The sequence below is a fragment of the Sulfuricurvum sp. genome (assembly GCF_028688295.1).
Lineage (GTDB): Bacteria > Campylobacterota > Campylobacteria > Campylobacterales > Sulfurimonadaceae > Sulfuricurvum.
In genome coordinates this window covers 20,858-46,127 of sequence record NZ_JAQTYM010000012.1, presented here as the reverse complement: position 1 = coordinate 46,127, position 25,270 = coordinate 20,858, and the positions used below count along the sequence as shown (strand labels likewise).

Here is a 25,270-nt window from a genome sequence, read left to right as displayed (position 1 = left end):
ATTCTTAAACATAGCTGTAAAAAAACTATTTTGTTTACTAAGTGTTTACCAAATAAAAAATGCCCATTCTAGGGAGACTGACATTTTTGTAGGATTTTACAGACAAATAATCATCATAAATATGAGCCGCTTTATGGTATAGTTCAATTTAGTATCAAATTATCAAATAATCCAAAGGAAACTTTAATGAAGTCAACATACCTTCTAACTGCCGCTATGAGTGCCTTACTCCTGAGTGGATGTGCTAATCGAGAAGGGGTAGCACCATCACAAAATGCGTCTCTTCATGCTGTCTCTCCGAGTACTACAGCCACCAGTGAAGCGGGTTCTATGCAGCGCTCACTTGATGGATGGCTAAAAGAAGAGTGGACTCCGATGACCAAAACAGCGACTGTCACAACAACGACCACTATGCCTGATGGAAAAGTGATTACTGAGACAAAAATGGTAGAAGTTCCAGAACCGGTGGACACCGAACCGTTTACATTGCAAAAATATGCGGATAAATGGAAAGTATATCATGAGAATAAAGCGAAGATGATGGAAGGGAAGCCTAAAGAGCCTTCAAATGTTGATTTAGTGAACTCTTTGCCGGTTATTGGAAAGTAACGTTTCGTAACATTTATCCTACTTTTCTTTTTCATAAGAAAAGTAGCAAAAGAAAATTGCCCCCTCAATAGAACGCTTCCAACCGCTTTGGCACTACTGCCAGCGGTTGGGCTCTAGGTAAATTTCGGGGGCATTATTAATTATTTAGAAGCATCCCAAACAAAAACACTCTTACCTTCATCATTTTTCTCTACTGCAGCCATACCCATAATGTTATAACCCGCATCAACATAATGAACTTCTCCGCTAACGCCACTTGAGAGATCGCTAAGTAAATACATCGCTGAGTTTCCGACCTCTTCGATCGTTACGTTTTTACGTAATGGCGCGTTGGCTTCATTCCAGTTGAGAATTTGTTTAAAATCACCGATACCACTAGCGGCTAAAGTACGGATAGGCCCTGCGCTGATTGCGTTAACCCGTTGCCCTTTGGATGCACCCAGTTCTACCGCCATATAACGTACCGTAGATTCTAGTGCTGCTTTGGCAACGCCCATAACATTATAGTTAGGGATGTATTTCGGTCCGCCAAGGTAGCTGAGGGTAATAATCGATGCCCCCGGAGCCAATACGGATTCTAGACGGTTCGTCAAATCGATCAAAGAGTAGACTGAGACATCCATTGCAATTTGAAACGCGTTTTTAGAGGTTTTCATAAATCCTTCCGTAAGTGCTTCTTTGGGAGCGAACGCAACTGAGTGAACGAGAAAGTCGATTTCTCCAAAATCTGCGCGTACTTTTTCCGCGATTGCTTCCATATCTGACTCATCCGATACATCGAGCTTGTACACAGGAGAATTATTAAAAGCTGCTGCTATAGGCTCTACACGCTTTTGCAATGCTTCATTAAGATACGTGAATGCCATTTGAGCACCCTGAGCGTGAAGCGCTTGTGCGATACCGTATGCGATTGATTTATCGTTAGCGAGTCCTACGATTAGACCTTTTTTCCCTTGCATTAACATCAATTATTCTCCTATTTCTGTATTTAATTCTGCCGCTTGTGCGATCATTTCGCAAAAATCGTTGGCACTGAGTGATGCTGATCCGACAAGGATGCCATCTACATTATCAAGTGCCATAATCTCACCGGCGTTTTCTACTTTTACACTTCCACCATAGAGCAATGGAGCGTGTGTTTTTGCACGTAGGGCATTATGTACCCAGACAATATCTTCATTAGAAGGGGTAAGTCCCGTCCCGATCGCCCATACCGGTTCATACGCTAAAATCAAATCACCATAAGAGAGATCAATCCCCTCAAACTGTTTTTCGATATACGTCATCAGTGCTTCATTCCCCTCTTCACGAACTTCGAGAGGTTCACCGACACAATAAACGATCACAAACCCCTGCTCTGCAAAAAAACGAAATTTTGCAGCGATCTCCTCTTGGGATTCTCCAAGAATATGACGGCGTTCAGAATGTCCAATGAGAATTGTTTTAATCCCGAACTCTTCAAGCTGCTCTAGAGCAATCTCTCCGGTATAGGCACCGTTTATTACTGGATAGCCATTTTGTACACCGATCAGGACATTGCGAGGATCGTGTTCTAGTGCTGTGAATGGTGGAAATACGATAACAGTATCAGTGATATCGTTTGCACTGACAAATGATTCAACAACCGCCATGTAGGCACGTGTCTCTTGGCGTGTTTTGTTTGCTTTGAAGTTGGCACATAAAATCATAACTGATCTCCTTATAATTTTATTTTAGATACCTTGCAAGAAGTTTCTTGCTCGTCATCCTCGGGCTTGACCCGGGGACCCATCCCCAAAGCAAGCTGGATTCCCGCCTTCACGGGAATGACAGAAACTATTTCATCAACGGCTTAACACCCGGAAGGATTTTTCCCTCTAATAATTCCAATGATGCACCACCGCCAGTAGAGATAAACGTCATCTCTTCATCTAAACCAATACGTTGTACTAAATCGGCGGTATCTCCGCCACCGACAACCGTTGTTGCATACGAATCAGCTACAAAATGGGCGATTTTGTTCGACCCGCGAGAGAAACGATCCATTTCATACACTCCCATAGGCCCGTTCCAAAGGATTGTTTGAACATCATTCAATACTTGACGGTACAAACGGACCGTTGCCGGCCCAATATCCAATCCCATCCATCCCGTTGGGATCTCCTGAACACTGCAAAGGCGACTCATCGCATCAGGTGCGAATTTTTCAGCGGCAACCACATCAAAAGGGAGATAAAATTTAACCCCAAGACGTTTGGCTTCATTCATAATGTTCATCGCTTCATCCAATAAATCATCTTCAACCAATGAGTTACCAACATCATGCCCAAGAGCTTTTAGAAAAGTAAACGCCATACCGCCGCCGATGAGCACTTTATCCACTTTTGGCAAGAGGTTGATCAGCGCTTCAAGTTTACCTGAAACTTTTGAACCCCCGACAATCGCTGCAAAAGGTCTAACAGGACGCTCGAGCAATACACCAAAAAATTGAATCTCTTTTTGGAGTAAAAAGCCCGCCGCTTTATGCTCCTTATCGAAATGGCTGGTAATTCCTTCCACTGAAGCATGAGCACGATGACTCACGCCAAAAGCATCATTGATATACACCTCAGCCATTGAAGCTAATGCGGCACTGAATTCAGGGTCATTTTTTGTCTCCCCTTTTTCAAAACGCAAATTTTCCAACAACAATATTTCTCCCCCTTTGAGGAGCGCTGAGAGTTTCATTGCACTCTCACCTACCACATCCGCTGCCATCTGAATATCTATCTTCAAAAGCTGATGCAAACGTCGTGCGACAGGAGCGAGGGTATATTCATCATCAGGTTCCCCTTTCGGGCGTCCGAAATGAGAGGCTAAAATAATCGCACATTGCTGATCTAAACAATAATTAATCGTTGCAAGTGCTGAACGGATTCGACGATCGTCCGTGATATTGCCATAATTATCCATTGGGACGTTAAAATCACATCGGATAAATACTTTTTTACCGTAAATGTCGCACTCTTTGATGTTAAATAATTCCATTACTTCCTCTTACTGTAAGATTAAATTTTTAATAATTATATTTTATTGTTCATAAATAAACAATGCCATTTCGATTAAACGGTTCGAATAACCCCATTCATTATCGTACCATGCCATGATCTTAACCATGTTACCATCAATAACCTGTATCAAATCATCCGCCACTGTGGCACTAAAAGATGATCCAACGAAGTCTTGAGATACACGATAACGCTCATCCACTTCGAGAATTCCTTTCATTTGACCGTTTGCGTACGATTTAAAAAGGGTACTTAACTCTTCTTTAGAAGTTGATCGAGATACAAGGACATTTAAATCGACCATCGACACATCCGGTGTGGGGACACGGACACTTTGCCCGTGCAATTTTCCCTCCAAGGAAGGCAACACCAAACTGATTGCCTTGGCTGCACCCGTCGTAGTGGGAATCATGTTAACGCCAGCGGCACGGGAGCGGCGCTTATCGCTGCCATGTGCTGAATCGATAATAGCTTGCCCGTTGGTGTAGGCATGGATGGTGGTCATCAACCCTTTTTCAATTCCCACATGTTCCTCTAAAATACGGGCTATCGGTCCTAAACAATTCGTCGTACACGAAGCGTTCGAGATAATTTTTTCTCCCGCATAAAGATGATCGTTTACCCCTAACACAAAAGTGGGAATTGCACTATCATGGGTAGGAGCTGACAAAATAACTTTTTTGATCCCTTTTTCCAAATGATGACGTGTTGAAGCACCTGTTAAAAACAAACCGCTGCATTCAAATACCACCTCTGCTCCAAGTAAAGCAAAATCAAGCTTTTCAGGGTTCTTTTCCGAAAAAACTTGAACCTTTTTTCCTCCGATTTGAAGATGATTTTCACCTGCTATCGCTGCATCGATCTCAAACGGACCATGCACGGAGTCATTTTGCAACAAGTAGAGCATCATATCGATGGAAGCCATATCATTAATGGCGACCAGCTCAATATCGTTACGCATGGCAATCAAGCGCGTTACACAGCGGCCTATACGGCCAAATCCGTTAATTGCAATCTTTAGCGCCATTACCATAATCCTACAAACACAAAATAGGGGATGATTTTACCAAAAATCGGTTATAATTTCGATTAAAAGAAGTTGAGGCTTATGAAGCTTGCACTCTACGGCGGAAGTTTCGATCCGCCACACGCCGGACACGTTGCTGTCGTTGCGGAAGCTTTAAAGATTTTACCGATCGATAAGCTCATCATCGTACCTGCTGCGCGCAATCCGTTTAAACCTTCCACCTTTGCAGATGGGACACAACGCTATGAGTGGCTAAAAGAAATTTTTGCCTCTTTTACCGACGTTGATATCAGCGATTTTGAAGTAAAACAAGGGCGCAGTGTTTACACGATCGAAACACTAAAGCACTACCAGCCGTTTTACGATGAGATTTACCTCATCATCGGTGCCGATAATCTTGAAAAACTAGAGAGTTGGTATCAATATGATGAGATTAATACCATGGTAAAGTGGGTTATTGCGGCACGTGATGATATCCCGATACCGGAAACCATGATTCGCCTTTCGGTCACTGTACCGATCAGCTCAAGCGATTTTCGTACTTCTCTCTCCCCTTTGGGGCTAGAAGCGAATATCGAAAAAAAAATTACAACCTACTACAAGGAACACCTGTGAATTCACGAATAGAAAAAATCTCTCAGATTTTAGATCAAAACAAAGCCGAAGCGATCGAAGTTTTCGACCTCAACGGAAGCGATTATTTCGCTGACTACGTTATTCTCGCTTCGTCTTTAGGAGAACGTCACACAATCGCCCTCCTAGATCACCTCAAAAAAGGGCTTAAACCGGATGAGCAATTTTTGTACGTTGATGAGAGTGGAGACTGGGTTGCTATCGATCTTGGAGATATCCTCATCCACATCCTCACGCCGCAATACCGCGTTAAATACGATCTAGAAAGTTTCCTTAACGAAATCACTGCACGTAAAAATAAACAGCAACAATAGAGGCTTTTGCCTCACCTACTGCTCGTCATCCCATACTTCATACAGGGTACATCTCCTATTACAAAATTCATGAATTCCATGTCGTGGCACGAAATGATGACTCAAAGACAAAAAGAAAGAGGGATTTATCTCGCTTCCAACCCCTCCGAAAATCAAACCTAAACCAAAAGAGGAGACTAATGCCTCCTAAGATTCAAATTTTTAGTGGGCCATCATTACTTCAAAAACTCCTTTATTCACGATACGTTCAGAAATTTATAAATCAATAAAACTTATACAATAAACCCACTTACTCGCCGGTCACTTTTTTGAACAATGTACACTTTTGTGGATATTTTTGAGAAAAAAATACACGAATTTGACGCAGTATTCATCCCTCATATTGAGGGATGATCTTATTGTTTAGATGACAGTAAAATCAATTGCTGAGAGTGTTGGGTGAACCGTTGATCCAATGAGTGCGATCTGAATGCCTGCACCGAAACCACTGCCATTAGCATCATACGAAAGTACCCCACTTGTGGTGTTATAGACAATATAATCATTACTATCAACTGCTTTACCAGTAGAGTTAGCAATAAAGTTATTTTCTGAAAGTATTCCTGATGTTATTAGATTAGTAAAAATCGAATTTTCAAGATGTATCTTGTCTTCTCCACTCGTGAAATCGATAATAGTATCACGATTGTAGCTTGAACTTAATGCTGTATTAAAAACAAAAATATCATTCCCTATCCCACCGGTAAGTTTATCATTTCCATACCCACCATTAAGTGTGTCATTGCCTATACCACCTGTCAATACATCATTTCCTGATCCAGCATTGATAGTTGTTGCAACAGCTGATTCAGACGTAATTGTAATAGTATCCGCTCCGGTGCTACCAATAATCATTTCCACATTTGAGACGGTTAATTTATTGGTACCATTTGCAAGAATCAACGTATCAGTATCGTTACCTAGATCAATCGTTCCTACTTTTTGAGCAGTAGCAAGGGTGATGGTATCAGCACCTGACCCACCAATAATAGTTTCAATGTATTTAAGAGTTGCCGTATTGGTTCCATCTGATAACGTCAGTTTATCGGTTCCTGATCCAAGATTTATTGTATTGCTGCTTGTTAAGAAAGTGCCTAATACGATGTTATCGGCTCCAGTATTACCGATAATTGATTCAACGTTCATTACCCTTAAAGTGTTAGTTCCTAATGCAAGGGTCAATTTGTCTGTCCCTACTCCAAGATCAATCATACCCGATATTTGGGCTGTTCCCAAAGTAACGGTATCATTACCGGTACTTCCGTATACGGTTTCTATATTCGTAAATTTACCAGTATAACCTGTATCCATAGTGATAATGACGGTATCGTTTCCACTATTAGTCGCTTCAATTACAATATCTTTTAGATTATCGACATAATAAGTGTCATCACCCAATCCACCTATCATATTGTCGGCATTTTCTTTTCCATCAAGCACGTTCGCACTTGCGTTTCCGGTTAATGTATCAGCTCCTACAGTCCCATTAAAATATGTTTGTATCACGCTTGCAGTTGCAAGACTAACCTTGCTTTCTAAAGTTCCTCCCAAATCGGTATAGCTTGCTTCTACCGTAATTGTTTTACCAATTTCATTTGCGGTTAACGTATATAAAGGCTGTGTTGCGTTTGTAATGGCCATACCATTTGCCAACCATTGGTAGCTGATAGAACCAAGACCATCTGCATCAGCGAATGAATTTGCAGCGTTAAGCGTTTGTCCCTCAACAGCATGACCGTTTATTTCTATAGTACCGATTAATTGATCATTAACGGCGGTAACTTCCTGTGTGGCAGTAGCCGCTACGGAAGTCGTACCATCGGAAATATCATAATTAAGGGTAATCGTTCCGTTATAGTTTGCTACCGGTGTCAAACTCCATGTTCCATTTTGATTATTTACAAGTGTGCCAGCTGATGCAGAGAGGTTTATTACACTCAATGTGTCTCCATCAATATCTGTGCTATTAGCCAAAAGCTGTGCTTGTGTGATAAGAATGATCTCACCATCTTCAGTAACAGAATTCAGAGCAACAGGAGCAAATACAACAGGCGCATCATTAACGGAAACAATATCAACATTCGTATAACCGGTAGCTGTTAATACACCTCCTGTTCCTTGCGATCCTGTATTGCCATCATTGAACGTCCATTTTATCTGAACGCCCGCTGGTGGTGTATCACTTGTATTGCTGTAGGCAATATTTTGTACCACTTTGTTAACCAATGCCTGCGTAGCATTTGAATTAAATGAAATAACAAGGGAACCATTTGTATAAGCATAACTCCCAACAACCATTCCAGATGCCGTAACCTCCCCGATTCCTTGACCGGCAACGATCCCCGATCCAGAAAACTGATCTTGACTGTCAGCTGATCCATTACGCTCAAGAATCAGCGTAGACCCGTTGTAATTATTTAATGTAGAAAGTTCTGTATCACGAATAACCCCACTGATATGCATCAAAACCACCGGCGCGCCATTTTCTACAAACGTTACATCATCGATAACGGTCGTAAGTTTTCCATCATTACTAAAAGTAGTATCGAGAGAGCCGTCGCTGTTATAACAGACAACAGCAAAATCACTATTGGAACCATAACTGCTACCTACCACCAGGATCTTCCCATCTGCTTGAACGGCTACGCTGTAACCAACATCTGAACCTGTTCCAATAGCAGTGGTTACTTTCCCATCACCGCTAAACGTAGTATCAAGAGAACCGTCGCTGTTGTAGCGAACCATAGCAAAATCATCGTTGGAACCATTCTTACTGACACCTGCCACAAGAATCTTCCCATCTGGCTGGACCGTTACGCTGTAGCCGCCATCTGCACCTACACCGATAGCAGTGGTTACTTTTCCATCACCGTTAAACGTGGTATCGAGAGAGCCATCACTGTTATAACGGACGAGAGCAAAATCATCGTTGGAACCATTCTTATTATATCCAGCTACAAGAATCTTTCCGTCTGACTGAACTGTTACACTCCGGCCAGCATCATAATTTGCCGTAAAATCGGTTGTAACTTTTCCGTCACCACTAAAAGTCGTATCGAGTGAACCGTCACTATTGTAACGGATGAGAGCAAAATCATTGTTAGTACCATTATTGCTATATCCTGCTGCCAGGATCTTTCCATCTGTTTGAACTGTTACACTAAGCGCACTATCGTAACCTGTGCCAATAGCCGTTGTAACGATTCCATCACCGCTGAAGGTTTTATCAAGGGAACCGTCTCTGTTATAGCGAACTAGAGCAAAATCAGTGTTGACGCCACTAGACCCTGCTAGAAGAATCTTCCCATCCGGCTGTACGGTTATACTGTTTGCATTATCGTAACCTGTACTGATAGCAGTTGTGACAATTCCATCACCACTGAAGGTCGTATCCAGCGAACCGTCGCTGTTGTAGCGAACCAAAGCAAAATCATCATTCCCAGCAGCATTCCGGCTCGACCCTGCCACTAGAATTTTCCCATCTGTCTGAACCGTTACGCTTGAACCATAATCATAACTTGTACCGACATCGGTTTTTACCATCCCGTTATTACTAAACGTTGTATCTAGAGAACCGTCTGTGTTGTAACGTACCAGTGTAAAATCGTATTGCGGACCATTACCGCTGTATCCAGCTACTAAAATCTTCCCGTCTGCTTGAACCGTAACACTTTTAGCAACGTCAGAAATATTATTGCCCATAAAGAGGGTTGGTGCATCATTAACGGCGGCAACTTCCTGTGTGGCAGTAGCCGCTACGAAAGTCGTACCATCAGAGACATCATAGTTAAGGCTAATCGTTCCGTTATAGTTTGCTGCCGGAGTCAAACTCCATGTTCCGTTGTAATTATTAATAAGAGTCCCGGATGATGCGGTGAGATTGTCTACGCTTAGAGTATCTCCATCGATGTCTGAGCTATTAGCCAGAAGCTTCGCCTGAGTAATAAAAATGGATCCACTGTCTTCAGCAACAGAATTCAGAGTAATAGGAGCTGATACGATTGGAGCCGTATTAACTACCGATGATATCACATACCCTATCGGTAATGTTTCTACAATACCGGAACTAGCTGTCACAACCCATTCTCCGACTTGGACATCCATAGTCAAAGCTGCTACATCAGCATCCGTATAAACTAACAGAGAATTAATAAATGCCTCTGTAGTATCGGGTTGATAGCCATAAAGTAAAATATCCCCATTCACAGTCAAGGAGCTTCCAATAGATTGAAGCAGAGGTTGGAATAAAGCGATGTTTTCTTGATTTAGTACAGTATTTCCAAGATTAAGGCTTCCAATTGCCCCCTGCGAAAAAATATGAAGTGCATCCAGATCTTTATAGGCAGAGAGAATACTTGCTATTTGTGTCAAACCATCAGAATTTGCGTCAATAAGATAATAAGTATCTGTAAAAGATAAGCTATCAATGATCGATTGATAGTCACTAAGTTGAGTATCGATTAAGTAGAGGGATTTAGACATAGACTTTCCTGTAATTACAATTGATATTTATTAATAATCAAAAATACAATAATATATAACTATTTATATTTCTAAAAATTCGCATATATTGTAGCAAAATAATATAAAAAAATAAAAGAAATCAATTTCAATCTAAAATACTCACGCAAAATATCATGACCGGCGAGGATTTTATAGCAAATGGATAATCCATGAATCTTTCAGGGAGTCGAGAAGAAGGGTTCTGTCTAATTGAAGACGTTGTTACAATTTAGTCGAAGAAAGTGGGAGTGAAAGTGGAAATGGTTGAATCCTTAAGCGATTTTAGTGATTGCTAAAAGTGAAGGTAAGTTCGATGATTACGGTGTTTGTAAGTGGTGTTCCTGAAGGAATTCGAATCCCTGACCGCCGGTATCGCCAAACTTAACAGCTATCATTTCTTAAGATTTATAACTTCTTTTAATTCCTCTAAGTGCTCATTTTGCCATGTCGTTTGACAACCTAATCAGTACTTAACTTAGCCACTTTTGAGATATGTTTTTATAGGTACCCTTATAAAAGTCTAATGTAAGATTCTGTATAAATGAACAGTGTTTAACTGAAACCGTAAAGGGATAAATTAATAATGAGTATAACTTCATATAAAAATCAACTTACCGGAAATATCTTAATTGATTCGCTGACAGGCGGCGAGGGAGTCAAGTGGGGCGGAGCATTTGGGACCGGAGCCTCTGTCACATACAGTCTTCCATGGACAGATCATGCAAATGCGTACTGGAGTGCAAACTACACAGAGCCGGAAGCATCTGTAACACAAGGTCTTAATGCCCAACAGCAATACTATGCAGAACAAATCTTTGCATTATATGAAAGTTATATTAATGTTGATTTTACAAAGGTTGACGATGGAGTTGTGTCCGTTGGGGACATTAGGATAGCTTTCTCATCCGATGTTGGTGCGCCCGATGTTGTTGATGTGTGGGGGTACACAAAAGGATATTATTATAGCAACGCCTTTATCAATGGAGAAGCAGACCCAATAGAGGGGGATATATGGATAAAAGCCGACCATAAGGATGAATCCTTTGTTCCATCTACACATAATTATTTCTCAATGATTCATGAAATTGGCCATGCCCTTGGACTCAAACATCCTTTTGATGGGAACTATATTCTCCCATCTGCGGATGACAACCAAGTTAATACAGTCATGTCGTACACACATTACAAGCAATTGATCCCTGTTTTTACCAGTACCACAGATGGAGTGTCTCCCTCTTTTGATTATGCTTTTTCCCAAACACCAATGGTGTATGACATACTCGCATTGCAAACAATTTATGGTGCTAATACAAACACTAATCTTGGAAATGATACTTACGTCTTTTCTTCTGATGAGATTTATAAAACCATTTGGGATGCGGGAGGTATCGACACATTAGATTTCACTGGAATAGAATATTCAAATATTATTGATTTGACTGCAGGAAGTTACAGTGATGTCAACTATCGTAGTATACAGACTCAAATTGTAATCGAACAAGAAAAAATTTATGCAGCGAAAAATACAACGTCGCTTAATGATTGGGTTGCAAGTATATTTAATAACTACTCTACTAGCATCTACACAGGAAAAAATGCTCTAGGTATTGCATTTGGCGTCACTATTGAAAATGTCATTGGGGGAAAAGCGGACGATATTTTTATTGGAAATGAAGCAAACAATGCGCTTTATGGTGGAGATGGTGTTGATGTGGTGCAGTATTCCAATCACTCATCTGGCTATAAAATAAGCGTTAATAGTGATGATAGTATAACTATTGAAGATTTAACACCTGGGCGGGATGGAATTGACACATTATACGGTGTTGAGAAAATCCAATTTGCAGATGTATTAGTGTTGGCGTCAAGTCTTTCTTCTTCACCTGTGATCACATCGGGTTCTACTGGAACTGTTGTTGAAAACGCTCCAATCTCTACTATTATTTATGATGCAAATGCAACTGATTCTGACAGTGCCAGTATTGTATATAGTCTTTCCGGTGCTGATTCAACGCTTTTAAATATTAATAGCACCAATGGACAAGTGACATTAAAAATATCAGCTGACTATGAAGCTAAAAACAACTATAGTTTTAACGTCATTGCGAATGATGGTGTGCTGTCTGACACCAAGGCGGTATCCGTTTCGGTCGTAGATGTAGATGACAACCCGATTGTTGTTCCTGGACAAGACAATTATTTGCAGAACAAAAACAATAACGTGATAACAACGAATGTAGGGGTTAATGATCGCATAAATATTATGCAAACATCTAATGATGGGACAATTTACGTTGCCGGGTATTCTGGAGATTCCACTGGCACAAACTTTATGGTCTCAGCATTCAATGCAGATGGCACACTCCATACAACTTTTGGTGAGAATGGTGTCGTCTTAGTCGACCTTGGTTTTAAATATCAGCATTTTGTTGGACTTTCATTGGCATCCAATGGAAAAATAACTCTTGTCGGAGACGCATATAACGACATTGTATCAAAGCAAAGTATCATTCTTCAGCTTAATTCAAATGGCTCTATTAATACTAATTTTGGTGGAAATGGAGCTGTCATCGGAAGTGCAAGCCAATTTTATGCCGTTGACATATTAAACGATGGTCGATTTGTTGCGGCGGGCGCTTATAACAGTAGCTCATCAGTTTTTTGTTATACATCGGATGGAGCCCTGGATGATGGTTTTGCCTTTAATGGAGGACTTGTTTTGTCGAGTCCAAGTGGAAGTGCACGATTTTATGCTTTAGATGTAGATATCAACGGAAAAATTATTGCTGCCGGGAAAGAGGGTAATGATTTGCTCATTGCTAAGTTTAATGCCAATGGCACCTTAGATACTACTTTTGGTGGAACCGGAACCCTTCAGATCGATGTTGGTGGCACCTTAGATGTTATTGATGGCCTATTTGTGCAAAGCAATAGCAAAATATTAGCATCTGGCTATACATCAAATGCAAGCGAAGATGAGTTATTCATCATTCAGTTAAACAGCAATGGCTCCATTGATACAACTTTTGGAACCCAAGGGGCAGTAAGCCTAGACATAGGCGATTATGAAACGCTTTACGATATAGATGTCCAAAGCGATGGAAAAATTATTGCTATTGGTGATTTTGATACAAGTGATGGGCGAGAAATTGTAGTGCTTCGTTATAACCCAAATGGAACTACAGACCAAACTTTTGGGATAAATGGAACTGTGGTTATCAATTCGGGTAACACAGAAACCTTTGGTTTATCGATTGATGTGCAGACTGATGGAAAAATAATAGTAGCAGGATCAAGCGGTGTGAATGGTGCCCATGATATTATGATTACTAGATTAAATATTAATGGAACTATTGATAGTGCATTTGCTAATAACGCTCCTGTGATCTTCCCCGCAACCCCTTCCATAGAAGATGGATTGAACAGCCAGGATACCCTCGTCTGGAGCAAATCGGACGGATGGAGCAACGGAGGGATTTTTGCCAACAGCTGGGATGGCGATCAGATTGCATTTCAAGATGGCACCATGCACATCACGTTGAGCGAGGTCAATAGCACTCTCCTCTCGGGTGAATACCGATCGAACGAAACGTACGGATATGGTTACTATGAAGTTTCGTTGAAAGCATCGAAGACACCGGGAACGATCAACGGCTTTTTCACTTACACGGGACCATCGGAGGGGACCCAGCACGATGAAATCGACATCGAGATCAAAGGGGACGACCCGACCAAACTCCAGGTTAACTACTGGACGAACGGAGTCGAACACCCAACTCTCATCGATTTGGGATTCGATGCGTCAGAAGGAATGCATACGTATGCCTTTAAATGGGCTGAAAATGCGATTGAATGGTATGTGAATGGAACTTTGGTCCATACTGAAAACGGAACCCATGGTGCACTCCCATCGACTCCGGGTAAAATCATGGCCAACTTATGGGCGACCCAGGGAGCTACCGGATGGAGTAGTGATTACACGACAGTAAACGGAACGGCGGAGATGGCGATCGACTCGATTGCTTACCATGCTAATGTGATCGGAGTCACTTCTGAAGACAGTGCTCCAATCACTATCACGAAAGCGCAGTTACTTGCAAATACGACCGATGCGGATGGAGACACTTTAAGTATCACTGGTCTAAGTGCCACTGCAGGAACCCTGATCGATAATGGCAACGAAACATGGACATTGACGCTGGATCCGAATTATAACGGAACGGTCACCTTTGATTACACGGTGACGGATGGTATCGCATCGGTGAATAACTCTGCTGTCCAGGTCGTTACCGCCCTCAACGATGCCCCCGCATCTGCCAATAAAACCCTCACTACCAATGAAGACACCGCCAAAATATTCTCCCTGAGTGACTTTGCCTTCAATGATGTCGATACAGGTAATTTTCTTTCCAAAGTAAAAATTACTACCTTGTCGACAGCTGGTACTTTCAAGCTTAACGGTGTAGTCGTGACTCTCAACCAAGAGATCACAGCAACTGATATAAGTGATGGCAAACTGATCTTTACTCCAACTGCTAATGTATTTGGATCAAACTATGCAAATATCGGATTTAAAGTTTCTGATGGAACAGCCTACTCTGCTTCAGCCAATACATTGACAATAAATGTGGCACCTGTATTGGATAACCTCAATCTACTCGGAACCGCCAACGCTGATCTTATGGTAGGTGATACGATTGACTTTGGAAGTAACGACACCATCAGCGGATTAAGCGGAAATGATATGCTGATGGGCAAATACGGCAACGATACACTTAACGGTGGAACCGGAAGTGACACTCTATATGGTGATATAGGAAATGATACCTATCTCTTTAACATCGGAGATGGAAACGACATAGTTCTTGATTACAATTTCGTCCATGCAACGGTACGTCATGGATTCACCAAACACCATACTATGAAAGCAGTCAATGCAGGTAATGATGTGATCTCTTTTGGAGAGAGTATCTCGATCGATATGATCGATGCACAGCGTGATGGAAGTAATTTACTTTTAGGAGTGCGAGCTAATGGAGATACCACTGCTATCGATCAGCTCTCTGATCTCATCACCATCGGCCGATTTTTTACCACAAAAGGGAGCAGTGAGTTTCTTACATTAGATAATGGCTCTGTGTATAATCTCAGTTCTTGGAGTATCGGAACATCTAGTAATGATACGTTAAGCGGATCAGGAAGAATCTATGGTGGAGAAGGTAACGATCTGATCAGCAGTACAGTAGGAAACGATGTTTTAAATGGTGGATCAGGAACAGATACCTTTCTCTTTAATACCGCACTCAATACAACAACCAATAAAGATACGATTACCGACTTTAACGCTATAGATGATACGATTCAACTTGAAAATAGTATTTTCACAACACTGAGCGTAACAGCTACACTTAATAGTGCTAATTTCAGTTCCAACACTACGGGGACCGCTTCAGATGCAAATGATTATATTCTCTACAATACATCAACTGGTGTATTATCGTATGATGCCGATGGAAGTGGATCGGGTGTAGCGGTAGAGTTTGTATTACTTGGGGTCAATACTCATCCTACAATCACGAATGCAGATTTTGTGGTAATTTAGGACTATAGCATTATCCAGATGGGGGTAATCAATTTAAGTATATTTGCCCTCTAAAGGGCTTATATGAACGTTTAAATAACGATCAGAACCAGTGCTCCCCAGAAGTTACCCTCTCATTCATTCTGTCATATTTCCTAACTCATCGATCCGATCTCATTACAATGGCATCATGTGTATAAGCGCCATAAATGCCTGAATTTTTTGACTGAAATTTAGATACAATTCAACAAATAGAACTTGACTATGTACTTAAGTAAATGCTAAATATAAGTGATTTACATAGTTTTAACACCTTATAAAAACTTCAATGTGCATAGCCTAACAAACTTGGAATAAAATGAAAAATAGTAATGAAAAAAATCAAAAACCTAATCTTAATGTATTTTCTCGTGAATACTTATCTAGGAGTAAGCTTTCTTATTTTCTAACTTCACCGTTTATACTTATGATGATAATTCCCGCCGTATTTGCTGATATTTTAGCTAGTATCTTCCAAGCAATCAATTTTACTATATATGAAATTCCCAAAGTAAAACGAAGTGAATATGTTGTTGTTGATAGACATCATTTGAAATACTTAAATTTTATGGAGAAATTTTATTGCATTTATTGTGGATATGTAAATGGAGTTATACAATATGCTGCAGCAATAGGTGCAAGAACAGAAGAGTTTTGGTGTCCAATTAAGCATAATAGAGAGATGAAGCATGAGCATTCTAGATACGATAATTATCTTGAATATGGTGATTCAGAATCGTACCATGCAAAACGTAAAAAGATAAGACTTCAAATGAAAAAAGATTTAAAAGACAAGTGACTTATACAACATGCATTTTAAGTTTCGATGGAATGACCCCCATTTGGTAGACGGTTCAATCGACGACCGACACCTCATGGTTTGATCAAACAGTATGGTGTAATGAACATCGAAGATGTGATTGAGATTACAGCTATCAAATACAAGAAGCAGGTAAATTTTACAAAAGTATGTCCCGAGGTATGTCCCAGTGAATTCTTAAGCGATTTTAGTGATTGGTAAAAGTGAAGGTAAGTTCGATGATTACGGTGTTTGTAAGTGGTGCGCCCGAAGGAATTCGAATCCCTGACCGCCGGTACCGCAAACCGGTGCTCTATCCAGCTGAGCTACGGACGCATTTTAAAGAGAACGAAATTATAGCTAGATAAGCTTAAAAAGCAATTAATATACTTTTAGCGCAATTGATTGATTTTCAAAACAAACTCAACTTCCGCTTTTGAGAGGCGAAGCTCTTTGGCGATGGCATCTACTTCGAGTCCTTGGTTATAGCGGCTAATCACTTTTTCATCGTCCAATCCGCTGATCGAGGTAGGGAGTGAAAGGTTTCGGATACGCTCTTCGAGGTAGCGCAATCGATTCTCTGTTTTCTCTTTGTAAGCACTCAAGCTCTCTTCGATGTGGGAGAGGGATTCCAATATCGGAATCGATATCTCATTCACTTCGCGTCCTAGCTCGGCGTGCAGTGAGTTTTGGCTTACCGGGACACTCTCTTGTAACGAGGTAATGATCTCAAGCTCTTGTTTAAGACGTTTATCCATCATAAAGAGTTCACGGTGCAAATCATCTACTGCTTTAGCGATTGAGCGGATTTGCGAGGTGACTTCGCCCTCTTTATTGATCGTGTAATAAATAAGCCCTACCACCATAATTGCCAAAGCGACAACGGCAATTTCAATCGTATAATTCACTCACGCCCCTTTAACTGTCGAATCATTACCCGCTCACGTGCCGTAAGGTAAGAGGCCCACTCTTTTTCGTCACGATCATGCATCTGAACAATTTTAGCCAAAGAAGGATCGATTGCTTCAAAAAAAACAGCTATCTCTCTTTTGGGATGAATCGGCATGTCAATCCTTCCATAGTAGCGCTTCCCTACTTCAAGTACTGCTTCGTTTAGTTTGAAGTGTTCAAATCCGATACTCTCGATCATCGCTTCGTTGATGAGCGAAATTCTCGTCGGCGTATTCATCGTTAAAATTTGCTCCAGTTTGTCTATCTTTCGATAAAGTTCAACCATTAAATTCAGAACCAACGGATCACTGTCACTCGTATCCCCCCGAGCTTTTGCCAGTTTTAACCATTGCCCGATGGGATCGTCGTCGCTCTCAGACATTTGGTGGAATTCCCGTTCATATTTTTCCAAATCATTGGAAGACTCATCATACACAAGATTAATTGGAGCATTTACCAATCGTACATCACTCATGCAACCACCTTATCTAAAATAATCAATCCGATAAAAACAAATCCCAAATAACCGTTTATTGTAAAGAATGCCCTATCGATTTTTGAAAAATCTTTTCGTACCAGATAATGTTCATACATAAGCATCAACGCCGAAAAAATAACCGCTGCTACCGCAAACCATCCAAGCGCCGCAACACTCACAAACCATCCCCAAAATACAATGGTAATCATGTGGAACAATGCCGATATTTTTAACGTTGCACGGCTTCCATAACGGGAGGGGATCGAATGAAGACCGTTGGTTTTATCAAACTCCATGTCTTGTAATGAATAGAGCAAATCGAATCCTGCAACCCAAAAGACAACCCCAACGCTCAGAAGCACCGACCACAAAGGGACATCCCCTAATACCGCAATCGCTCCTGCCATCGGAGCAAGTCCCAGCGATATCCCAAGGACAATATGGGCCATCGAACTAAAACGTTTAAAGTAGGAGTAACTGAGCAAAACAACGAGAACCGGTGCACTGAGATAAAAAGCTAGATCATTAATAAAATAGGCAACCGCCATAAAAACCAATGCATTAACCACCGTAAAGATAGCGATCGATCCACCATCAAGCCGTCCATCAACACTCGGACGACCTGCGGTTCTTGGGTTATCTTTGTCATATACGCGGTCTATGTAACGGTTAAATCCCATCGCCGCATTGCGCGCACTGATCGCTGCAAACGCTCCTAGAATAAGAAGTTTAACCCCGAACCATCCATCCGAGGCAACAATCATGGCGATAAAAATAAACGGAAGCGAAAAAACGCTGTGCTGAAACATTACCAGCTCATTAAAGTCTTGTAATTTTTTCACCAAACGCTTCACAATTACCCTTTTTAATTATTGTCATTATTGGCTTCACTAAATGACGTTTTATTTATTTTACCCTAAAAACACTTCAGGGTATAATGTCGTCAATGAAACAATTAGCGATTATCGGCTCTACAGCATCAGGGAAAAGTGACATAGCACTTATGTTAGCGCAACAATATAATGCCCTCATCCTCTCCATCGATTCGTTGAGTATTTATAAAGAGATCGATATCGCTTCTGCTAAACCTTCTAAATCTGAGCTCTCTCAAGTAGAACATTTCGGTATCAATCGTCTCTCTCCGAATGAAACGGCTAGCGTCATCACTTTTATCAATGAATACCATGGTGTTGCTCAAAAAGCACAACAAGAGAACAAAAACATTATCATCGTCGGCGGCAGCAGTTTTTATCTTAAAAGTATGCTTGATGGACTCTCTAAGATTCCTACATTCTCTCTCGACACCTTTGATAGAGTAAAAATAATGCTCAATGATTTAGAGGAGGCGCATCGTCTTTTGAGTGAGATCGATCCGCTTACTATGCAAAAAATCACCCTCAATGATCGCTACCGAATTGAAAAGATGCTCCTTATCTATCTCGAATCGGGTATTTCTCCCACAGAGTGGTTTAAAGCCAATCCACCTAAGCCTATCATCACTGAGTGCCCCGTATTCAATCTACAGGTTGATAGAGATATTTTACGGGAACGAATAGCCCATCGGAGCGAAAAAATGGTTCGCTCTGGGTTAATCGATGAAGTAGCTGAGCTTGAGAGGGTGTATGGAAGAGCTCCAAACAGTATGAGGGCAATCGGTATCATCGAGGTTTTGGAGTATTTGGACGGAAAAATAACAAAAGAAGAGATGACCTCACTCATTTCAACCCATACGGCCCAACTGGCAAAACGTCAACAAACGTTTAATGCCCATCAGTTTGTAGTGAGTTCAAGCACTACGGCAGATGAGTTACTGAAGGCGGCAAGTACTATTCTAAAATAGTGACAGTGCATCTTTGGCTAACTTGCCCCATGCTGAATTTTTGTCGGCTTTGATACTTGCATTAAACGCCTCTCTCGCTTGACGTTTATTCCCCAATTTTTGCTCTATCGCTCCGATAAGATACTGCTGGCGGGAGCGTTTTTCATTGATGAGTTTGCGAGTGTTCAACGTTCTCAAAACCTTGAGGGCATCGGCATCTTTCCCCACATTTTGGTACGATTGCGCCAAAGTAAATTCGATGTAAGGGGTTTGGGTATATGTTTTCGTCCGTACTTGGAGTGCCATTACTTTTTTCGCATAGGTTTGCGTCATCGCTTCGTCTTTGCGTTTTAACCCTAGTGTTACCATTTGAGTATAACGTTCGATATCTTTGAAATCATTCACAAATGCACTTTCAAGTGATTTGATATGACGGATCATCGCTTCATTATCACCAACACGCTGTGCTGCATCATACATAGTACGGTAGATATCATTCAGAGGGGGATTTTTCTCAACCTCTAAAAGACTGATCAGCTCTTCTCCCCCTTTGATCGCCTCTTTGTACTCCCCTAAACCAAATTGGGTTTTAACCATGCGAGAAAGCCAAACTTGTCGTTCGGGAATCGATTTGGATTTTAAATGGCGTTGCGCTATTTTTTTTGCGGCTGTATATTGGGTTGTCTTCAGGGCACAGTTAAATAAAGGCTCATCCCATTCACTCAAAAGTTTGATTTTGTACATCTTCTGAAGCTTCATCGCTTCTAAACATTTCCCCTCTTTTAAGAGTGATTTTTCCAATTCAATCGCACTTTTTGAGATCAAGGCATTGGTTTGAGGATATTGGGTTGAATCTAAGCGGTAAAGCTCGCTCTCCATATCCAAGACATCTTTGTATTTTTTCTCACTCAAAAGGAGTTGCGCTTTTTTGTAAAGGGCTTTTTGTCCGACACTGTCGTTTCCGTAGCGATCGATCAAATCATCGTATTTTTTCATTTCAGCAGTTGTATTTTTATCCCCTGATTCAAAAAATAACCCATCTTTTGCTCGCCGTACCTCTTCTACGTATTCCCCGTATTTGTATTTTTCAAGGTATTCATTAAACCGCTTTAGAGCTTCATTTCGTTTATCGGCTTTTGCGAGCTGAAGACCAAGATTTTTAAGTAAAAGCTCTTTATCCGGAGCGCTTTTATCGGTTGCGTTAAAGAGAGATTCACTAAGGCGTAGGGCAGTTTTAGGGTCGTTACGATCCGTAAAGGTCGTTATCATACTCATCGCATTCTCTCGCACTTGCGCAAAATAGTTGGGGTTCGCGGAAGCAATTTTTTCGATGTATTGTGCTGCTTTTTTTGTATTGCCACTGTCAAGCTCCATCTGAGCCAGTTTAAACGCTGCTTTTGATGCTATTTCAATATCAGAACTCGCTGCAAGTGCACGCTGGTAAAAGCCCATTGATTTTTTACGATCACCCGATGCTTCGAGCTGTTCTGCCTTATAGATCATCCCTAATGTGGCAAATGGACTTTCGCTTTGTTCATCAAAAAGACGATCGAAAAAATAATCGGCATCGATTGTTTGTCCGATTTTATTATAACTGTTCGCCGTATATGCTAATACCTCTGCAACATTCGGATCTGCTGAATAGTCACGCAAAAATCGTTTTGCTATTTCTAAGAGTTTCTCAGGCTCTTCTTTGTGATGATATGCACGTATTTGATACAGCATGAGCTCATTTTTAAATACGGTTTTAGGGTATTCTTTTAGGGCGTTATCTGCTAATTCCAGTACTTTATCATACTCTTTCGCTGCGTATGATTTTTTCATTTGCATGTAATCGGTGACGTCTTGAACCCGTGTAATTTTAATCGGATTTCCTTTGAGATCTAATCCACCGACAAAGGGTCTATTGTTTTTATTGATTATTACCGGGAAATTAATCGCAGAAGAAGATTCGGCTGAAAAATTGAGTATAGGAAGCTTTGTGTGATAACCGATCACACTCCAGTGGGTAGCATTTTTAACATTCGATTGATAGGTTTGGGATTCAGTCGATAGATCAAATACTACCGGAACCAATTTCATTTTGGATTTAGGGAGGATGGTAATCGTGTAGCCTTGCGCACTTTTCGAAGAAGTTACACTCAATTGGGTATTGTTTATAGGAGAAAAATTTTGTTTAGGAGGGGTACTAAAGTGGCAATCTATCCGTTTAGTTTCACCAAATTCATTGTTCGTCGGTTGACAGGTAAAAGGGGAAGCATTGCGTAGATGGAGAACGCTAAAAGGCTCCCCACCTTCTTTGCCGCTTTGCACGGAAAGTTCGAGTGCAAAAAGGGGGAAACACAGAGAGAGAATAATCCAGTATCTCAATCTATCCCCTTTATCTTTTCCTTTTAATAACCGCTATTATACACGAATAGCGTAATAACTTCCAAGAGAGGGTTTACGGCGAACACGGCGAATATCGTTCCGACTGCCGCGATACCTATAATCGTTTTAAGAGAGAGCGATGCATTCATAAAATACAATTTTTCATATCCGACCATCGGCTCTTTCATAAACATGAAAACAATCAATTTGAGATAATAGTATCCTGCGATTGCTGAGTTCAATGCCATGATAAGGGCTAGAACCGTATAGCCGGCACTGACGGCTGAGCCAATCATATACATTTTACCCCAAAATAGACCAAATGGTGGAATACCGGCGAGCGAAAGCATAAATAGTGCCATCATTACCGCACCCATCGGCATTGTTTTTACCATACCTGAGAATTTCTCATACGGATGATCTGAACTTTGCCCCGGAAGGAGATCTTTTTGTCGGTTAACCCATAACATCGTAAAGGCTCCGAGGTTAGTGAAACTAAACAATGCCCAATACAAAAAGAGTCCTGTATTTGATTGGGTCGTACCGATTAAAATCGCCGCCATTACAAAACCTGCATGCGAGATCGAGCTGTACGCCAACATACGTTTAACATCGCTCTGTACCAATGCCCAGATATTCGAAGCGGTCATCGTAACAACTACACCGATATAAAGGATAACTTGAAGCCATACAACTCCACTGTGTACTAAGAATTCAAACAAGCGCATTGCAACAACAAATGCCGCAATTTTAGGAACGATTGACATATATCCCGCGAGTGCTGCGGAAGAGCCCTCATAGACATCCGGTGTCCACGTATGAAACGGTACCATAGAGAGTTTGAAACCAAATGCCGCAATCATAAATGCCATCGATACCAGTACGTAACCGATATTACGATAATGATCTTCTGCCAATACGGTAGCAATTTGGTTAATCTCAACCGAACCGCTGATCGCATACAAAATCATCGCACCAAAGGCAAAGAAACCGGCTGCCAAAGCACCCATCGTAAAATATTTAACTGCCGCTTCAAATGATTTTGAGCGGTTATGTAAAGCGATCAACGTATAAAGAGCCAAAGATGCCGTCTCAAGACCAACGAAAATCAAGATTAAGTTATCGGTAGCGACCATAAACTGGAAACCCGCAATCATAAACAAGAAAAGGGCGAAATATTCAGGATAATTGTACTCATGAAAACGTTTAGAGGTCAATGCCAATGGGATAAATAACATCGATCCGACGACAATGATAATTTGGGAGAGAATTGCAATCCCGTCCATCAACATAACGTCGAAAAAGCCTAATACGGTTCCATTTTTAAGAAAAACACCTGCGAAATCGACCAAAGCCCCCAAGTCAAGGAGCAAGAAAAGAAGACTGATCATAACATATAATGTTTTGTTCAGTCCCCCTTTGATCATATCGATCACTAAAATAGTCAGTGCACCAACGATTGCAATAACCATCGGAGCTAAGGTCGCTAAATTAAGCGACGCTATTGAAACATTAATCGGCTCCAACATTAGTGCGCCTCCTGTAGTGAGATAGTCCCGTTGTTACCTGATAAGTCAGGAATACGTGCTTTTGCTTCGGGAGTTTGTGCTTTATCGTGCATTAACTGAATCACCGATTCAACACTGTTATTGATCGGCTCTAGCACCGGTTTTGGATAAATACCTAACCAAATAGCCACGATAACCAAAGGTATCAACCCAAGCATTTCGGTACGGTTAATATCTTTTAAATTACGATTTGCTTCATTCGTAACCGTTCCAAAGAACATTTTTTTGTATGCAGACAACATATAGATAGCCCCTACGATAATCGCTACACCGGCAGTTAGGGTTAACATGTGCGATTGTTTGTAAAAACCAAGTAAACATAAAAACTCTCCGACAAAGTTAATCGTCAGTGGCAGCCCCACAGAAGCCATCATCATGATTCCAAAAATAGTCGCATAACGCGGCATTACCGTTGCAAGACCGCCGAATTCGCTCATCAGTTTTGTATGACGGCGATCATAAATAACACCGACGAGCAAGAACAGCGCCCCGGAGACAACACCATGCGCTAGCATCAAAAAGACCGAACCACTGACACCCTCAACGTTCAGAGCGAAAGTTCCGAGGATAATCACACCCATGTGTGAAACGGAACTGTACGCAACGACTTGTTTGATATCTTCTTGGGCGTACGCTACCATTGCGGTATAGATAATCATGATAATCGCGATAATCGCGATAGGGAACATGAAAAAGACAGACGCATCCGGAAACAACGGCAAGGAGAAACGGACAAATGCGTACGTCCCCATTTTAAGTAAAATCGCAGCAAGAATTACCGAACCGATGGTCGGAGCTTGACCGTGTGCATACGGAAGCCATGTATGGAATGGAAACATTGGAACTTTGATCGCAAATCCAAGGAAAAAAGCGGCGAACAACCACAACTGGAAATTCTCCGGCAAGATCAAACGATACCATTCAAGAATAGAGAAACTCCACTGACCTGTTGCTTGGTAGTAGAAGTACGCCATAAAGAGCATACCAACGAGCATCACCAAAGAACCTGTAAAGGTATAGAGGAAAAATTTAACCGACGCATAAATACGAAGCGGTCCACCCCATGCACCGATGATATACAACATCGGTACCAAAGAGAGTTCCCAGAAAACGTAAAAAACGATTGCATCAAGGGCTGCGAAAACGCCCACCATTGTCATCTCTAAGAACAACAAGGTAATAATCAAATCTTTTAATCGACGTGTTTCGGTCAATGACGCAATACCGATCAACGTAAAAAACGTCGAAAGGATAATAATAAAGAGAGAAATTCCATCAACCCCGAGAAGGTAGTTAATACCAAATGCCGGAATCAAAGGCATTGACTCCATAAACTGCATTCCCGAAATCATCGGATCGTACGCATACCACAACCACAAAGAGAGGACAAATTCAATAAAGGCTACGGCGATACCGTAGGCTCTCATACTGTCTTTTGTGACGACAAATCCGAGCATTGCTGCCAATGCCGGGAAGAAAATTAAAAGTGTTAAAATATGATCTATCATCATTAC

At 41.2% G+C, this 25,270-nt stretch carries 17 protein-coding genes and 1 tRNA gene; 6 read left to right on the top strand and 12 right to left on the bottom strand.

From position 1 onward, the window contains the following. Positions 1–186 precede the first annotated feature (186 nt). Complete coding sequence (locus PHR02_RS04600) at positions 187–609, top strand: hypothetical protein (protein ID WP_299989603.1); 423 nt, start codon at positions 187–189, stop codon at positions 607–609. A 140-nt stretch (positions 610–749) separates the two neighbouring features. On the opposite strand, the gene fabI is transcribed toward PHR02_RS04600, so the two are convergent. The 4 genes from fabI to gap form a co-directional block, all read right to left on the bottom strand. Further along, the gene (gene fabI / locus PHR02_RS04595) at positions 750–1,574 is read right to left on the bottom strand and encodes an enoyl-ACP reductase FabI (RefSeq protein WP_299989609.1); all 825 of its coding nucleotides are present in this window, start codon (positions 1,572–1,574) and stop codon (positions 750–752) included. A gap of 3 nt (positions 1,575–1,577) precedes the next feature. After that, a complete protein-coding gene (locus PHR02_RS04590) occupies positions 1,578–2,297 on the bottom strand; it encodes a triose-phosphate isomerase (RefSeq protein ID WP_299989600.1) in 720 nt (239 codons plus the stop codon). Positions 2,298–2,424: 127 nt separating this feature from the next. Further along, the gene (locus tag PHR02_RS04585; protein ID WP_299989597.1) at positions 2,425–3,615 is read right to left on the bottom strand and encodes a phosphoglycerate kinase; all 1,191 of its coding nucleotides are present in this window, start codon (positions 3,613–3,615) and stop codon (positions 2,425–2,427) included. Between the two features lie 42 nt (positions 3,616–3,657). Further along, positions 3,658–4,662: a type I glyceraldehyde-3-phosphate dehydrogenase gene (gene gap / locus PHR02_RS04580; RefSeq protein WP_299989595.1), complete on the bottom strand. Its 1,005-nt coding sequence runs from the start codon at positions 4,660–4,662 to the stop codon at positions 3,658–3,660. Positions 4,663–4,743: 81 nt separating this feature from the next. On the opposite strand from gap, the gene nadD reads away from it, so the two are divergent. Together nadD and rsfS are read left to right on the top strand one after the other, a co-directional pair. Next, complete coding sequence (nadD, locus tag PHR02_RS04575) at positions 4,744–5,277, top strand: nicotinate (nicotinamide) nucleotide adenylyltransferase (RefSeq protein WP_299989592.1); 534 nt, start codon at positions 4,744–4,746, stop codon at positions 5,275–5,277. Then, positions 5,274–5,609: a ribosome silencing factor gene (rsfS, locus tag PHR02_RS04570; protein WP_299989589.1), complete on the top strand. Its 336-nt coding sequence runs from the start codon at positions 5,274–5,276 to the stop codon at positions 5,607–5,609. Before nadD ends, rsfS begins: the two co-directional genes overlap by 4 nt. A gap of 402 nt (positions 5,610–6,011) precedes the next feature. Here the strand turns inward: rsfS and PHR02_RS04565 are convergent, their stop codons facing one another. Further along, on the bottom strand, positions 6,012–10,130 hold the full coding sequence (locus tag PHR02_RS04565) for a cadherin-like domain-containing protein (protein ID WP_299989586.1): 4,119 nt from the start codon (positions 10,128–10,130) through the stop codon (positions 6,012–6,014). A 604-nt stretch (positions 10,131–10,734) separates the two neighbouring features. On the opposite strand from PHR02_RS04565, the gene PHR02_RS04560 reads away from it, so the two are divergent. Beyond that, on the top strand, positions 10,735–15,753 hold the full coding sequence (locus tag PHR02_RS04560; RefSeq protein WP_299989584.1) for a family 16 glycosylhydrolase: 5,019 nt from the start codon (positions 10,735–10,737) through the stop codon (positions 15,751–15,753). A gap of 337 nt (positions 15,754–16,090) precedes the next feature. After that, the gene (locus PHR02_RS04555) at positions 16,091–16,570 is read left to right on the top strand and encodes a hypothetical protein (RefSeq protein WP_299989581.1); all 480 of its coding nucleotides are present in this window, start codon (positions 16,091–16,093) and stop codon (positions 16,568–16,570) included. A 259-nt stretch (positions 16,571–16,829) separates the two neighbouring features. Here the strand turns inward: PHR02_RS04555 and PHR02_RS04550 are convergent. The 4 genes from PHR02_RS04550 to mqnP form a co-directional block, all read right to left on the bottom strand. Next, positions 16,830–16,906: transfer RNA gene (locus tag PHR02_RS04550), tRNA-Arg, on the bottom strand. Positions 16,907–16,962: 56 nt separating this feature from the next. Then, positions 16,963–17,478 (bottom strand): hypothetical protein, encoded by a 516-nt coding sequence (locus PHR02_RS04545; RefSeq protein ID WP_299989579.1) that lies wholly within the window; start codon positions 17,476–17,478, stop codon positions 16,963–16,965. Then, the gene (locus PHR02_RS04540) at positions 17,475–17,996 is read right to left on the bottom strand and encodes a hypothetical protein (RefSeq protein WP_299989576.1); all 522 of its coding nucleotides are present in this window, start codon (positions 17,994–17,996) and stop codon (positions 17,475–17,477) included. Before PHR02_RS04540 ends, PHR02_RS04545 begins: the two co-directional genes overlap by 4 nt. After that, the gene (mqnP, locus tag PHR02_RS04535) at positions 17,993–18,853 is read right to left on the bottom strand and encodes a menaquinone biosynthesis prenyltransferase MqnP (protein ID WP_299989574.1); all 861 of its coding nucleotides are present in this window, start codon (positions 18,851–18,853) and stop codon (positions 17,993–17,995) included. The genes PHR02_RS04540 and mqnP overlap by 4 nt, the downstream gene beginning before the upstream one ends. A 92-nt stretch (positions 18,854–18,945) precedes the next feature. Between mqnP and miaA the strand changes: the two genes are divergently transcribed. Next, positions 18,946–19,839: a tRNA (adenosine(37)-N6)-dimethylallyltransferase MiaA gene (miaA, locus tag PHR02_RS04530; protein WP_299989570.1), complete on the top strand. Its 894-nt coding sequence runs from the start codon at positions 18,946–18,948 to the stop codon at positions 19,837–19,839. Here the strand turns inward: miaA and PHR02_RS04525 are convergent. The 3 genes from PHR02_RS04525 to PHR02_RS04515 are packed head-to-tail and all read right to left on the bottom strand — an operon-like array spanning position 19,831 to position 25,264. Further along, positions 19,831–22,188, bottom strand: coding sequence for a flagellar protein (locus PHR02_RS04525; protein ID WP_299989567.1), 2,358 nt, complete (start codon positions 22,186–22,188; stop codon positions 19,831–19,833). The genes miaA and PHR02_RS04525 overlap by 9 nt on opposite strands. Positions 22,189–22,211: 23 nt before the next feature. Beyond that, the gene (nuoN, locus tag PHR02_RS04520; RefSeq protein WP_299989564.1) at positions 22,212–23,717 is read right to left on the bottom strand and encodes an NADH-quinone oxidoreductase subunit NuoN; all 1,506 of its coding nucleotides are present in this window, start codon (positions 23,715–23,717) and stop codon (positions 22,212–22,214) included. Further along, positions 23,717–25,264, bottom strand: coding sequence for an NADH-quinone oxidoreductase subunit M (locus PHR02_RS04515; RefSeq protein ID WP_299989561.1), 1,548 nt, complete (start codon positions 25,262–25,264; stop codon positions 23,717–23,719). Before PHR02_RS04515 ends, nuoN begins: the two co-directional genes overlap by 1 nt. Positions 25,265–25,270 lie beyond the last annotated feature (6 nt).